Source organism: Dendronalium phyllosphericum CENA369 (assembly GCF_016056275.1).
Lineage (GTDB): Bacteria > Cyanobacteriota > Cyanobacteriia > Cyanobacteriales > Nostocaceae > Dendronalium > Dendronalium phyllosphericum.
The window spans coordinates 2,757-16,244 of the sequence record NZ_JAECZA010000338.1 but is presented as its reverse complement, the minus strand read 5'-3'; the positions used below and the strand labels follow the sequence as shown (position 1 = coordinate 16,244).

At 42.2% G+C, this 13,488-nt stretch carries 13 protein-coding genes; 11 read left to right on the top strand and 2 right to left on the bottom strand.

Going from position 1 to position 13,488, the window contains the following annotated elements:
* The first annotated feature begins 5 nt into the window (after window positions 1-5).
* From I8752_RS36775 to I8752_RS36755, 6 genes are all read left to right on the top strand, one after another.
* Window positions 6-1,361: an APC family permease gene (locus I8752_RS36775; RefSeq protein ID WP_214437057.1), complete on the top strand. Its 1,356-nt coding sequence runs from the start codon at window positions 6-8 to the stop codon at window positions 1,359-1,361.
* Window positions 1,362-1,418: 57 nt separating this feature from the next.
* Window positions 1,419-2,060 carry a class I SAM-dependent methyltransferase gene (locus I8752_RS36770; protein ID WP_214437056.1) on the top strand — a complete coding sequence of 214 codons (642 nt, stop codon included), beginning with the start codon at window positions 1,419-1,421 and terminating at the stop codon, window positions 2,058-2,060.
* 696 nt (window positions 2,061-2,756) lie between these two features.
* The gene (gene ilvD / locus I8752_RS36765) at window positions 2,757-4,448 is read left to right on the top strand and encodes a dihydroxy-acid dehydratase (protein ID WP_214437055.1); all 1,692 of its coding nucleotides are present in this window, start codon (window positions 2,757-2,759) and stop codon (window positions 4,446-4,448) included.
* Window positions 4,449-4,840: 392 nt separating this feature from the next.
* The gene (locus I8752_RS38525; protein ID WP_318780952.1) at window positions 4,841-5,236 is read left to right on the top strand and encodes a cytochrome P450; all 396 of its coding nucleotides are present in this window, start codon (window positions 4,841-4,843) and stop codon (window positions 5,234-5,236) included.
* Window positions 5,237-5,296: 60 nt separating this feature from the next.
* Window positions 5,297-6,154: a cytochrome P450 gene (locus tag I8752_RS36760; RefSeq protein WP_318780951.1), complete on the top strand. Its 858-nt coding sequence runs from the start codon at window positions 5,297-5,299 to the stop codon at window positions 6,152-6,154.
* Between the two features lie 8 nt (window positions 6,155-6,162).
* On the top strand, window positions 6,163-6,915 hold the full coding sequence (locus I8752_RS36755) for a hypothetical protein (RefSeq protein ID WP_214437054.1): 753 nt from the start codon (window positions 6,163-6,165) through the stop codon (window positions 6,913-6,915).
* Between the two features lie 36 nt (window positions 6,916-6,951).
* On the opposite strand, the gene I8752_RS36750 is transcribed toward I8752_RS36755, so the two are convergent.
* Window positions 6,952-8,154, bottom strand: a complete 1,203-nt coding sequence (locus I8752_RS36750) for an NAD(P)/FAD-dependent oxidoreductase (RefSeq protein ID WP_214437053.1) — start codon at window positions 8,152-8,154, stop codon at window positions 6,952-6,954.
* Between the two features lie 25 nt (window positions 8,155-8,179).
* Entirely contained in the window at window positions 8,180-9,085 is a 906-nt protein-coding gene (locus I8752_RS36745; protein ID WP_214437052.1) for an isopenicillin N synthase family dioxygenase, read from the bottom strand.
* A 120-nt stretch (window positions 9,086-9,205) separates the two neighbouring features.
* Here I8752_RS36745 and I8752_RS36740 point away from each other — a divergent pair, with 120 nt between their 5' ends.
* From I8752_RS36740 to I8752_RS36720, 5 genes are all read left to right on the top strand, one after another.
* Window positions 9,206-10,072: an Rpn family recombination-promoting nuclease/putative transposase gene (locus I8752_RS36740; RefSeq protein WP_214437051.1), complete on the top strand. Its 867-nt coding sequence runs from the start codon at window positions 9,206-9,208 to the stop codon at window positions 10,070-10,072.
* A gap of 149 nt (window positions 10,073-10,221) precedes the next feature.
* Window positions 10,222-10,458 carry a hypothetical protein gene (locus I8752_RS36735; RefSeq protein WP_214437050.1) on the top strand — a complete coding sequence of 79 codons (237 nt, stop codon included), beginning with the start codon at window positions 10,222-10,224 and terminating at the stop codon, window positions 10,456-10,458.
* Window positions 10,455-11,231 (top strand): nucleotidyl transferase AbiEii/AbiGii toxin family protein, encoded by a 777-nt coding sequence (locus tag I8752_RS36730; RefSeq protein ID WP_214437116.1) that lies wholly within the window; start codon window positions 10,455-10,457, stop codon window positions 11,229-11,231. The genes I8752_RS36735 and I8752_RS36730 overlap by 4 nt, the downstream gene beginning before the upstream one ends.
* Before the next feature lie 73 nt (window positions 11,232-11,304).
* On the top strand, window positions 11,305-12,168 hold the full coding sequence (gene blaOXA / locus I8752_RS36725; protein ID WP_214437049.1) for a class D beta-lactamase: 864 nt from the start codon (window positions 11,305-11,307) through the stop codon (window positions 12,166-12,168).
* Window positions 12,169-12,276: 108 nt separating this feature from the next.
* On the top strand, window positions 12,277-13,239 hold the full coding sequence (locus tag I8752_RS36720; RefSeq protein WP_214437048.1) for a 50S ribosomal protein L11 methyltransferase: 963 nt from the start codon (window positions 12,277-12,279) through the stop codon (window positions 13,237-13,239).
* Window positions 13,240-13,488 lie beyond the last annotated feature (249 nt).

Below are 13,488 nucleotides of genomic sequence, written 5' to 3'. Positions count from 1 at the left end.
TCAATGTGAGTAGACGTGAAAACTTTAGTGTAGGGCAGATAACGACAACTGAAGTGGCTGCCCCGAAACCGTTGCTGACATTATCAGATGCTATAGCTCTGATTGTCGGTATTGTCATTGGAGCAGGGATTTTTCAAACACCTGCTTTAGTGGCAGCTCAAGCAGGTAGCAATCTGGCTGTATTGCTGTTTTGGTTGGCTGGTGGTGCAGTGTCTTTTGTCGGAGCGTTGTGCTATGCAGAGTTGGCTACAACTTATCCCGATGTCGGTGGTGCTTACTACTACCTGAAACGGGCTTTTGGAGGCAGAGTCGCCTTTTTATTTGCTTGGGCAAGGATGACAGTGATTCAAACTGGTTCGATTGCTCTATTAGCATTTGTTTTTGGCGATTATGCCACTGAGATATGGCGGCTAGGAGCATTTTCGCCTTCTGTTTATGCAGCAGCAGCGATTGCTATTTTAACTGGTTTAAATATTATCGGTTTGCAACAAGGTAAGTGGACGCAAAACCTACTCACTGTGGCGAAAGTTCTGGGTTTATTACTAGTTGTAATTCTGGGGCTGACTGCCACACCTAATTCTGCCGCTCCTGTAGAATCTACATCGTCAGGAACTTGGGGACTGGCAATGGTATTTGTGTTGCTATCCTATGGTGGCTGGAACGAGGCGGCATATATCTCGGCAGAAATTCAAAACAAACAACGCAATATTGTGCGATCGCTACTTTGGAGTATTGGGATTATTACTGCTATTTATTTATCAATCAATTTAGCTTTTCTGCGCGGATTGGGATTAGCCAACATGGCAACTTCAGAAGCAGTAGCCGCAGATTTAATGCGCTCTGTTTGGGGCACACCGGGAGCTTTGTTCATTAGTTTATTGATTGCGATCGCTACTTTAGGCGCAATCAACGCCACAATTTTTACAGGGGCACGTACTAATTACGCCCTAGGACAAGATTTTTCCTTATTTAGCTTTATGGGACGCTGGCAACAACGCCCCAGTACTCCTAGCCATGCCTTATTGTTACAAGCAGCGATCGCCTTAGCGCTGGTTTTATTAGGCACACTTACCCGCAAGGGCTTTGAAACAATGGTGGATTACACTGCCCCCGTATTTTGGTTTTTCTTCTTACTTTCTGGCATATCGTTATTATTGCTGCGAAAGCGCGAACCGAATATCCTCCGCCCGTTCAGTGTGCCATTTTACCCCATCACCCCATTGCTATTTTGTGCTGTTTGTGTTTATCTGCTTTACTCAAGCTTGGTTTATACCAACGTTGGGGCATTTGTAGGCGTTTTGGTTGTGATAGCAGGCATTCCCATCTTGATTTGGAATCGCCACCGTCAAAGTAGGGCGTGAGGCAATACTTCTCGGATAAACAATCTTGACCTCTGGTAACGATTAAGGAGAAAATTCATGAGCTTCAAAAAAATCCTACTTTTATTGGTTACAGGATTTAGTGTTACTAGCTTGGGGATGGCTGGATGTACGACGCAACAGCCCGACTTAGAAGCAGGGGCACAATCTCCTTCTTTGACCGCTCAGACTGAAACATTAACTCCTACAACTCAACCTCAAGAACGTCCTGGTGATGTTCCCTATGTGCCAACGCCACAACCTGTAGTAGATGCAATGTTAAAAGTGGCAAAAGTCAACAAAAATGATGTACTCTACGACCTTGGCAGTGGTGACGGGCGAATCGTAATTACAGCCGCCCAAAAGTTCGGTACACAAGGCACTGGTATAGATATCGATCCACGACGCATTCAAGAAGCTAACGAAAATGCCAAGAAGGCAGGAGTAAGCGATCGCGCTAAGTTTGTTCAGCAAGACTTATTTAATACAGATTTCAGTAACGCTACAGTGATTACACTCTATTTGCTACCCGATATCAACCTCAAACTCCGCCCTAAGCTATTGCAACTTAAACCCGGTACTCGGATTGTCTCCCACGCTTTCGATATGGGCGACTGGAAACCACAGCAAACGCTACAAGTAGAAGGAAAAACTATTTACTACTGGGTAGTTCCTGAAAAAGTGCCAGCTAATTTGCGATAGAGAGTAGTAGTCTGCCAAAGTCTTTTTGACAGACGGGAAAAGGGAAAGGTGAAAGGTGAAAGGGTAAAGGGGAACGGTGATATCATGTCCGGTAAATCACTTACAATTAAAAAATCTCCGCGTCCCCCGAAGTTTGCTCAACGGGAGGAACCCCCGCACGCAACTTCTCTCCGCGTCTCCCCATCTCCGCGTCACTCTTATCGTAACTATTTAGGCGGACATGATATGAAAGGGGAAAGGGAGAAAACTTGATTTAATTCCTTTACCCCTTACCTTTTTTTCAATTCCATTACCCCTTAGCCTGATGTTTGCAATTAATAGGTGAAATGCAAAAGTCTGAAGGAGAGTTAAATTCAGGCTCAAAGGTGCAAGCTTCGAGTTCAAAGGTGCAAATTTCGAGTTCAAAGGCGCAAGCTTCGAGTTCCAAGGCTCAAACTTCGAGTTCCAAGGCTCAAACTTCGAGTTCAAAGGCGCAAGCTTCGAGTTCAAAGGCGCAAGCTTCGAGTTCAAAGGCGCAAACTTCGAGTTCCAAAGCGCAAGCTTCAAGTTCCAAGGTTCAAGCTTCGAGTTCCAAGGCGCAAACTCCTCACTTGTGACTTTCTACTTCCTACTCCCCACTCCTATGTGCTGCGTATGCATGAGAAAATCAGATAATACAATCGCAACAGTAGCGATGATGGCACGAAGGGAAAAAAGATGTCGGAGAATTTGAGAAGCCAGGTTGTCACGCAAGGAGTGCAGCGATCGCCAAATAGAGCTATGCTGCGTGCAGTTGGTTTTAAAGATGAAGATTTCAACAAAGCCATTGTGGGCATTGCCAATGGCTACAGTACGATTACTCCCTGCAATATGGGCATAAACCAGCTGGCACAAAGGGCAGAAGTTGGCATCAAAAATGCTAAAGCGATGCCACAAGTGTTCGGCACAATTACCATCAGCGATGGTATTTCCATGGGAACCGAAGGGATGAAATATTCTCTAGTATCGCGGGAAGTAATTGCCGATTCGATTGAAACTGCCTGTACTGGGCAAAGCATGGATGGCGTGCTGGCTATTGGTGGTTGTGATAAGAATATGCCAGGGGCAATGCTGGCGATCGCTCGGATGAATATCCCTGCTATCTTTGTTTACGGTGGCACGATTAAACCCGGTCATTACAACGGACGCGATTTAACAGTTGTCAGTTCTTTTGAAGCGGTAGGTCAATACAGCGCTGGTAAAATTGACGAAAAGGAACTATTAGAAGTTGAAAGTCGGGCTTGTCCTGGTGCTGGTTCCTGCGGTGGGATGTATACAGCTAACACTATGTCTTCGGCATTTGAAGCCATGGGGATGAGTTTACCCTATTCCTCGACAATGGCGGCTGAAGATGCCGAAAAAGCCGACAGTACAGAAAAATCGGCTTTTGTTTTAGTTGAAGCCATTCGCAAACAAATCTTGCCTCGCCAAATTATTACCCGCAAATCCATAGAAAATGCCATTGCTGTAATTATGGCGGTGGGTGGTTCTACAAATGCAGTATTGCATTTATTAGCGATCGCTCGTGCTGCTGATGTAGAGTTAAATCTGGATGACTTTGAAACTATCCGCGCCCGCGTTCCAGTGTTGTGCGATTTGAAACCGAGTGGTAGGTATGTTGCTACGGACTTGCACAAAGCTGGTGGCATTCCCCAAGTAATGAAAATGCTCCTCGTGCACGATCTATTACATGGTGATAGCCTCACTATCAGCGGTCAAACAATTGCCGAAGTCTTGGCTGACATCCCAGAAGAACCATCTGTTAATCAAGATGTGATTCGTCCTTGGAACAACCCGATGTATGCCCAAGGTCACTTAGCCATCCTTAGAGGTAATTTGGCAACAGAAGGGGCTGTAGCTAAAATTACCGGAGTCAAAAAGCCAGTGATTACTGGCCCCGCCCGCGTCTTTGAATCGGAAGAAGCTTCTTTAGATGCCATTTTGGCAGGTAAAATCCAAGCTGGTGATATTCTTGTCATCCGCTATGAAGGGCCAAAGGGCGGCCCTGGAATGCGGGAAATGTTGGCTCCCACCTCAGCAATTATCGGTGCTGGTTTAGGCGATTCTGTAGGATTAATTACCGATGGACGCTTTTCTGGCGGTACTTATGGGATGGTAGTCGGTCACGTTGCCCCAGAAGCAGCAGTTGGGGGTGCGATCGCTCTAGTAGAAGAAGGCGATAGTATTACCATTGATGCTGCTGCACGCCTATTGCAGTTAAACATCTCTGACGAAGAATTAGCTCGTCGTCGTGCCAATTGGCAACCTCCCGCACCACGTTATACCAAAGGCGTGTTAGCGAAATATGCCAAATTAGTTTCTTCTAGCAGTATCGGTGCAGTAACAGATTTGGACTTGTTTAATAATTAGTTATGAATCTGCACGCTAGTTTCCTCCTCTGTGCCTCTGTGGTTAAATAAATTATTTTTGAACAACACAGACGCACAGAGAAGTTGCGTGCAAAGAGAAGTGCGGTCTTGGGCTTTGCCCCTTCGGGTTCGTGAGTTCGCAATCGACGGGAACCGCCAAGACTGTGACTCACTCACCAAGTGGAGCAACTTCGGGGGGTTAAGAGCATTGAGCAAACTTCGGGAAAACATAGAGAAAAGAGAAGTTATTTTCTAAAAATTTTATCTATTTTTACAGGGCTACTCCTAATACCATTTCCCAAAAATAATGATACAGATCCAAACCCAAGAACCCAGACTAAATCAGACTTTCTTAATTACGAATTACGAATTATTATAACTGCAACCTAACAAATGAACAGCAATCAAATACCTCCAGGAAGCTTTGGTGTACCCATATTAGGTGAGACACTTCCTTTTCTTTTCGACCCAGACTTTATCAAAAAGCGCTATCGTCAGTATGGGCCTATTTTTAAAACTCATCTAAGTGGCAAACCGACTGTAGTGATGGTAGGGCCAAAGGCAGTTGATTTCGTCCTTTCCAGCCATATGAATTATTTTTCTTGGCGGGAGGGATGGCCTGATAATTTCAAGACATTGCTAGGCGAATCGTTGTTTCTGCAAGATGGAGAGGAACATCGTAGAAATCGCCGCTTGATGATGCCAGCCTTGCATGGGGTAGCCCTGACAAATTATGTCACCACAATGCAAGAGATTACCCATGCTTATCTCCAAAAATGGGAGAAATAACAGGAATTTACTTGGCATAAGGAGTTTAAACAACTGACATTTGATATTGCTAGTCAATTATTGCTAGGGACTATTCCTGGTGCTGAATGCGTGCGTCTTAGCCAATTGTTTACAACTCTCACAAATGGGCTATTTGCTATTAATACCCTGCCCTTACCATTTACTAAATTTGGCAAAGCCATAGCAGCTCGCAATCAAATCTTAGAACATTTAAAAAAAGTTGTCAGAGAACGCCAGCAAAACCCAACAAAAGATACCCTTAGCCTATTAATACAAGCTAAAGATGAAGAAGGTAACAGTTTAAGCGAAAAAGAACTTATTGTTCAAGCAGTGCTTTTACTCTTTGCGGGACATGAAACTACTACATCAATGCTGACTTGGCTATGTGTAGAATTAGCACGTCATCCAGAAGTGTTGAAACGCGCTAGAGAAGAACAATTGCAACTAGCAAGTAAAGGCGATTTAAATTTAGAACAATTGGGACAAATGCCTTATTTAGAGCAGGTTTTGTTGGAAGTTGAAAGATTTCATCAACCTGTCGGAGGTGGGTTTCGTGGCGTGATTAAAGACTTTGAGTTTAACGGCTTTCATGTTCCTGCTGGGTGGCGACTATTGTATTCAATTCTCATGACTCATAAGCTAGAGGAAATTTATCCCCAACCAGAAAGTTTCGATCCCGACCGTTTCAGTCCGCAGCGCCAAGAACACAAACAGTATCCTTTTAGCTTAATTGGTTTTGGTGGCGGCCCGCGCATTTGTATCGGTATAGCCTTTGCCAAAATGGAAATGAAAATTATTGCTGCCCAACTTCTACGCAGCTATCATTGGGAGATATTGCCCAATCAAAGTTTAGATACAGTGTTTTTTCCCTCAAATCGTCCCAAAGATGGTTTGCGGGTTCGGTTTCAGCCCAGGTGAAATATTCTATGACACCTCAAATAGACATAAATTTGTCTCAAGAAGTTTTACAACGTTTGCAAACGGCGAAACATATTGTCAACCAAAGGGTCAACTCTCTGACTAATTCAGCACAGCAAGCTGGACAATCTTTAAAGGAAACAGCAACCACAACAACTGACAAAGCAATTAATACAGTTACAACTACTTTTGAGCAAGCTAAAGGTTCTTTAGAACAAAGTTGGCAAACAGCCGAACAAGTTAAGAATACAACATCGACAGCAGTTCAAAGCGCGATCGCATCTTCAGTAAATGATTGGCTGGTGCAACACCCTGTATTGTTACGGCTAGTTCAAATACTAGGTTGGGCAGCTAATCACCCAATTATCAGTTTAGTAATTCTACTTTTTGCCCTAGCTCTTATCTGGAGCATTATTAAAGCAATTATTCGCTTAATTGAGACAGCTAGCTGGTCGATACTGCAAGTCCCCTTAAAATTAATTCGGACTTTAATTCAAGCGATCGCTTTATCTTTGACTAAAGTTAGTAGCTTTACTATTCAACAAATTACAGGTAATAAAAATACAGATAATACTTCATTTTTGTTAACTACAAATTCTCAAGAAGTTTATCAAACTAAACAGCAAAGACTAGCAGAAATATCTAGTCGATTAGAAATAATTCAACAAGAACAAAAAGAGCTTTTACAAGAAGCAGCCAATTTAATGGCTTCCGACAAAATTCATTTAGAAATTGAAAATAGCAAAATAAGCAATAGTTAAAAATCGAGGTGTTTTTATTTAGCTAGAAAATTGGCATTATGTACCTATTATTGCTCCTTGAGAATCAGTGCTGAGATTGCTGGAATTATTCTTAAGTAATAGCTGAGTAATGATTTCATCTTCCTTGCCAGCCGCAAAGTTAGCAAAGCGTTTTGCTAAGGGTGGTATGATGACGAGGGGATTGCTAAAACCAGAGAAAATATGCAGGCTATCAAAACCTGGAATAGCGCCGATTAAAGGTAGACCATTGCTACTAAATGCCACTAAGCAGTGATGCCAAGTTCCTGATAAATTCTCTAAAGCTGGTAAAATTTTCCCAACACTTTTTCGCAACCAAATTTCACTTTCTTCAGAGTTGACTTGAGCGTGAGGATCTGTGAGAACGCGGCTAATTTGACCCAAGCGTAAACTACCATCTTGAAACTGAATTGCACCCGCATCTAAAATTGGCGGTACTGGTTGATTACCAGATTCATTCCATAATTCATCAACTTTAGTAGATTCAGCTTCGAGTTGAAATCGTTGCAGATTAGCAGGCATTATCAAGGTGCGTAAACACAAATCAATCGGTGGAGTTTCAATAATTTCTGCGTGGGTGAAATACAACTTAATCGAAATTCCAGATGATTTTAATAACTGTCGGCTGAGTCCACCCGCACAAATGATAATGTTGGCACTGTGGTAAGTTTTAGCAGTTGTTTTGACACCATTTTGCAGTAATTGCAATACTTGGTCTATTTGCATTTCTCCTCCAGCACGGAGAAAAGCTTGAATGTAGGCTTGTGCTGTTTTTTCTGGGTGAATATGACCATGTTTGACAGTTAAAGCACCTGAGATCGCCTCTTGATTTAATAGTGGTTCCAGTTCACAGGCTTCTTGTACGTTAAGTAAACGAGGCGGTATGGCAAAACGAGTATAAGATGACGCAGTTGCTTTTGGATCGCTATCAGCTGAAATAGTTAGTAATAAATCTAATTCTCGAAACTGAATATCAGCATCTAACTCTTGAGACAAAATTTGGTAACGAGCGATCGCTTCTTGGCATAATTGACGAGTTAAGGGTGTAGTACCAGACCAATAGGCAAGTCCGCCATAACTATAGCGAGTTGCATTTTGGGGTTTTGCATATTGTTCTAACAAAAGTACAGCAAAACCTTTTTTCGCCAATTCATAGGACAGTGCAGCACCTGTAATTCCCCCACCAACAACAATCCAGTCATATGTTTTCCCTTCTGCCATCTGCCTCCTGCCTTCTGCCTTCTACTTAATAAGTAGCTTGCAAACGTTGTAAAAGATATTCTCCCGCAAGAATGGGCGGATAAATAGGCTTTTCTTGCCGATAATCCAGACAAGCAATTTCTGTATCATCATTAGGATGACAGAAAAAAGCAATCGAATATCGAGACTGTTTCACCCTACTGTCATTAGGAATTATGACCCGATGCTTAGTTGAGCAAAACACGTGATTTGTCCAGCGTTGCATTAAATCGCCAGTGTTGAGCACTATCGTATCAGGAATCGCAGGGGCTGCAATCCAATCTCCTGTTTTTGTCTGCACTTCCAACCCTCCGACTTCATCTTGAAAAAGTAAAGTCAAACTGCCATAATCAGAATGTTCGCCAGCACGTACTTGTCTGGGTTTAGCAGGTGTTTGCAATGGGGGATAGTGCAGCGATCGCAAGGTATGATGTTGTCGATTGTGTCTTGTAGTAAAAAAATCTTCTGGTAACTCCAACGCTAAAGCAAAGGCTTGCAATACTTTGTTAGCAATTTCTGTACAAGCTTCAAAAAAGGCGAGAATTTCAGGATTTTTGGCTAGAGACATAGAAAATACAGCAGGACAAGTTAATTCTGCTTTACCCACATTAAACGCTTCTTTTAAATCTCCTGGCTTATTAGGGTCTAGGCGTTCTCTTTCAATACCAACGTAACCTGCATTACTAAATTCGCTACTCCAAGCTAGCTGCTGCTTCACTGCCAAAGGTAAATTGAAGAAAGATTTACTCAATGCGAATACTTGCTGAATTAAGTCTTTTGAGATTCCGGGATTTTGTAAGTACATGAAGCCAATTTCATGGCAAGCTTGATAGATTTGTTTGACTACAGTTTGGCGAGTGACAGCATTACCATTGCTGAAAGCAGCTAAATCAATTACTGGAATTGCTAACATTACGATCTGACGTTATATTCCAAAAGTTCTTAGCCGAGTTTAAGTTAAAGCTAGAGAACCAGCAACGTACTAGTGGTAGTTTAAATCATAGTGCGATCGTCCCAGCTTATCTACTTTCCCATGTCCAAACCCGCTGATATCAGTACTAAACGCCTAATCAGTCTTGCACCCGATAATTGGGTAAAATGGGTAACACAAATACCTGATATCATTGCAGGTGAAATTCTCAACTCAGAATTTCAGTGGCTCAGTAGAGAAAGTGATGTCCTCATTCGTGTTGAAAATTCCCAGTACGGAAAATTTCTCGTTCTCAACGAATTGCAACTGCGCTACAAACCAGAAATGCCACGACGGATGCGTGCTTACGCAGCTCTTGCAGAAGAAAAATATAATTTACCTACCTATCCAGTACTGATTAATATTCTTAAAGTCAATAACACAGAAATACCCACAACATACACATCAAATGTTGCAGGGTTAAGAGCAATTCAAGATTATCGTGTAATCAACTTGTGGGAAGTTGATGTCAATATTGCTTTCGAGACTCCATTACCGTCCTTGCTTCCCTTTGTACCCATCCTCAAAGGTGGTGAAAACGAAGTTGCAATCCGAGAAGCTTTGCAAATTCTGCGTGCAGATGAACAATTAAACCAACTCGAAACAGTCCTAGCATTTTTTGCTACGTTTGTAATAGAGAGCGCCCTAGTCCAAGAAATAATGAGGTGGGATATGGCTGTATTGCGTGAGTCGCCTTGGTATCAGGAAATTTTACGTGAAGGAGAAGCACGCGGAGAAGCACGCGGACGACGAGAGGAATTATATTCAGGTATTGAATTGGCACTGGAGATTAAATTTGGTACTCCTGGCTTAGAGTTAATGCCAATAATTGACCAAATAACAGATTTACAGCGATTGAAAGAAATTCAGCAGGCTATTAAAACGCTAAATACAGTTGAAGAACTACAGCAAGTTTTGTCGCTACCATGACATTCAGGCTATAATATTGGGTGCATAAAACTTGTAATATTATAGCTATTGGTTCAATCCAAAAATCAGCCTAGAGGCGGCTAGCTTATTTAACTACGATTAAGCTATTCTAGGGTTAGAGTGAAATCAAGTAGCCAATTAGAGGGGCTATGATAACTGTTAGGCCAACAACTAATTTAGTTACTGTCCCAAAAAAATTGCCTTTTTTAGAATCAATTTGCTGGCAGACAGGAGATGTCTATAAGTTTACTCCAGAGCAAATGCTAAGTCGCTATGAGCGGGGTTGGCAGTATCGCCAGCTATTTGACAATCTGGAAGGCGAAGAACTAAATTTTCTTAAGGAACTCGCCAAACATTATCATTCGTGGCTACAAGCCAATTTATGACATTCATATTTGATTATCATAATAAAATTTTGACGATTCTTGAAAGCTTAAATTCTGACGTACTTAAGGAGGGTTCTGCTTACTTCGGTGGTGGAACCCTTCTTGCACTTGATTTTGCAGAATACCGTTGGAGTAAGGATATTGATTTTATATCTCCTGTGGGTACATCAGGCTACAAGTACCTTCGCACAGTTGTATTTGAAAGTGGATATGAAGGATTGTTTCACGATTTGAACAGAATTCAAATTGGACGTGGCACTACTGACCAATATGGAATTCGGATGATAGTTCTTGTAGATAATCTGCCCATCAAAACTGAGATTATAGCTGAAGCTCGTTTTGAACCAGACCCACCAAGATATCCAGAGTGGTCAACTGTTCCCTGCTTGAGCCTCAATGACTGTTTTACATCCAAACTTCTAGCAAATTCCGATCGCTACATGGATGACAGTGTTGAGGCCAGAGATTTAATCGATTTAGCAATTTTGAGGCTGCAATCTCCAATTCCCCAGCAATCAATTGAGAAGGCTGAGAAAGCGTATGAAGTCATACGCCCTTTGAAAAATGCGGTCAAACGTTTTCAGGAAAGACAAGATTATAGACACAAATGCTTTCTTAGTCTGCAAATTGATGAGGCTCAGATACCTATAATTATTGATGGTATTGATTTTTTAGCTAGTGATTTAGGCTTAACTAATACGCAGAGAGTTTTTAAAGAACAGCATGATATCTTTGCTGATTTAAAAATACAAGAGGAAAAAATAGAAAAATGATCGCCAGATTCTGGAACTGTAAACTGAGTTGCTGTATTATGACTGGTTTACAAATCGTTTCAGCAAGAAAGTTATGGCTCAAATTCGGCGGATGCCTCTGGTAATTGCGATCGCAATTGCTATCCTAGTTACACTTGTTACCATTTTCCCAGGTATACCTACACGTTCTTTGGCAATTCAAACACCTTCAATTATTTCTGCAAACCCTGTTACTCAAAGTGTTGACCTTGGGCGTTATTTCAGAGAACTGGGCATAAAAGGTTCAATTCTAATTTACGACCAGAACAACAAAAAGTTTTACGAACATAACGCAGCTCGTAACTCACAAGCATTCTTCCCCGCTTCTACTTTCAAAATTTTCAACTCTCTTGCAGCCTTAGAGACTGGGGTGCTTCCCAATGAAGTAGCTGTTTTGACTTGGGATGGCATTCAGCGGCAAATTCCGGCTTGGAACCAAGACACCAACATCCGCCAAGCTTTCAAAAATTCCACAGTCTGGTTTTATCAAGTATTGGCTCGAAGAATTGGTCGCGAACGGATGCAGAAATTTATCAATCAAGTCGGCTACGGCAACCGTCAAATTGGTACACCTGAGCAAATCGACCGATTTTGGTTAGAAGGGCCGCTGCAAATTACACCCAAACAACAAATTGAGTTTTTACAACGCCTTTACCGCAAAGAGTTACCCTTTTCCCAACGTACTTTCGATTTAGTTCAAGATATCATGGTCTTTGAGCGCACCCCAGACTATGTACTGCGAGGAAAAACAGGTTGGGCAACCAGCGTCACTCCTAACATTGGTTGGTTTGTGGGATATTTGGAACAAAACAATAATGCCTATTTCTTCGCCACAAATATCGATATGCGCGATGCTGATGATGCTGCTACTCGAATTGAAATTACTCGGCGCAGTCTCAAAGCTTTAAAATTGCTGTAAAATTTGCAGCTGTGAAACAGAGGTTCCAGCATTAGTTAATATTAAAAAACTGTTTATTTTCAGCATTCAACGTTTTACAGCGATGCAGCTACACCAGAGGAAAAGAATATGTCTTTGCTGGAATTGAGCCTCGATACAACACACGAGGCTGTTGATTGGGTCTGTACGCTGCTGGCTGAAACCATTGATATGGATGATGTTCAGATTGCCAAATATGATACACAGAACTTAAGCGACCTAGATGTAAATGCTCCTTGGTCGTTTACGATTCGTTTGTACGTACCATACGATGTCCATGCAAGGGTACGCATGGAAAAAATTGTGAATCTGCTTTCCTCCTTGCACCGTACAGGACTCACAACGGCAATTCAGACAACTGTAGTTGAGGAAAAATTCTCAGGTGCAGATATATCTAATCCTCTGGTTCATCGAATTGGGAAACGATTTGTTGTACTTGCTGCTGATGCAAATTATCAATCTGAGGCAGCAGACGAAGTAATTTTAAGACTGAAAACCACTCCCGCATTCGGTAGCGGTTTGCACCCGGCAACTATTCTGACTCTCAAATTGCTGGAACGGTACATAGTTCCTCAGATGAATGTCCTTGATTTGGGATCGGGTTCAGGTATTTTGAGTGTAGCGATCGCAAAACTAGGGGCAACAGTTTTAGCATTAGACAATGACAGTATTGCCGTCCAAGCTACTCAAGACAGCGTACAGCGTAACGGTGTAGCACAGCAGGTAACAGTTATCCAAGGAAGCCTGGGATGTGGTAGCGATCTGGGTCATTGGATGGGTGGCGACATCATCGATAATGTGTCCAAAATCGAACCTCAAGAAACCTTTGACTTGATAGTTGCGAATATTCTAGCAAGGGTGCATATTGCCCTTGCTGAAGATTATCGGCGATCGCTTCGTCACACTGATACACACTCAGGACTACTGATTACAGCCGGTTTTACCAGCGATCGCGAGGAAGATATTGTTACAGCCTTAACAGAAATAGGATTCGAGGTCATCGATTGCGAACGATTAAACGAATGGGTTGCACTTGTTTATCGTCTGACTTGAAAGTGCTGAGTGCTGAGTGCTGAGTGCTGAGTAAAAACACTAGTCTCTAGCCCTCTTGTGTCACTTTAGTAGAAGCCAATCGCTGTAAACCTTCTGGAGCTTTAATTTCTGGGTTCTGGCTATAAATTCTAGTTTCTGTAGTAAATCAAGGCTCAAAGCTTCATCGATCCACCTCAAAGACTCATTAATGGAGTTCAAAGACTCATTAATGGAGTTCAAAGACTCATTAATGGAGTTCAAAGACTCATT

Bases quoted from the DNA above. Each gene is read 5' to 3' on its own strand.
- blaOXA (WP_214437049.1), top strand. From the start codon at position 11,305: ATGGCTCAAATTCGGCGGATGCCTCTGGTAATTGCGATCGCAATTGCT.
- I8752_RS36735 (WP_214437050.1), top strand. From the start codon at position 10,222: ATGATAACTGTTAGGCCAACAACTAATTTAGTTACTGTCCCAAAAAAA.
- I8752_RS36740 (WP_214437051.1), top strand. From the start codon at position 9,206: ATGTCCAAACCCGCTGATATCAGTACTAAACGCCTAATCAGTCTTGCA.
- I8752_RS36750 (WP_214437053.1), bottom strand. From the start codon at position 8,154: ATGGCAGAAGGGAAAACATATGACTGGATTGTTGTTGGTGGGGGAATT.
- I8752_RS38525 (WP_318780952.1), top strand. From the start codon at position 4,841: ATGAACAGCAATCAAATACCTCCAGGAAGCTTTGGTGTACCCATATTA.
- I8752_RS36770 (WP_214437056.1), top strand. From the start codon at position 1,419: ATGAGCTTCAAAAAAATCCTACTTTTATTGGTTACAGGATTTAGTGTT.
- ilvD (WP_214437055.1), top strand. From the start codon at position 2,757: ATGTCGGAGAATTTGAGAAGCCAGGTTGTCACGCAAGGAGTGCAGCGA.
- I8752_RS36720 (WP_214437048.1), top strand. From the start codon at position 12,277: ATGTCTTTGCTGGAATTGAGCCTCGATACAACACACGAGGCTGTTGAT.
- I8752_RS36745 (WP_214437052.1), bottom strand. From the start codon at position 9,085: ATGTTAGCAATTCCAGTAATTGATTTAGCTGCTTTCAGCAATGGTAAT.
- I8752_RS36755 (WP_214437054.1), top strand. From the start codon at position 6,163: ATGACACCTCAAATAGACATAAATTTGTCTCAAGAAGTTTTACAACGT.
- I8752_RS36730 (WP_214437116.1), top strand. From the start codon at position 10,455: ATGACATTCATATTTGATTATCATAATAAAATTTTGACGATTCTTGAA.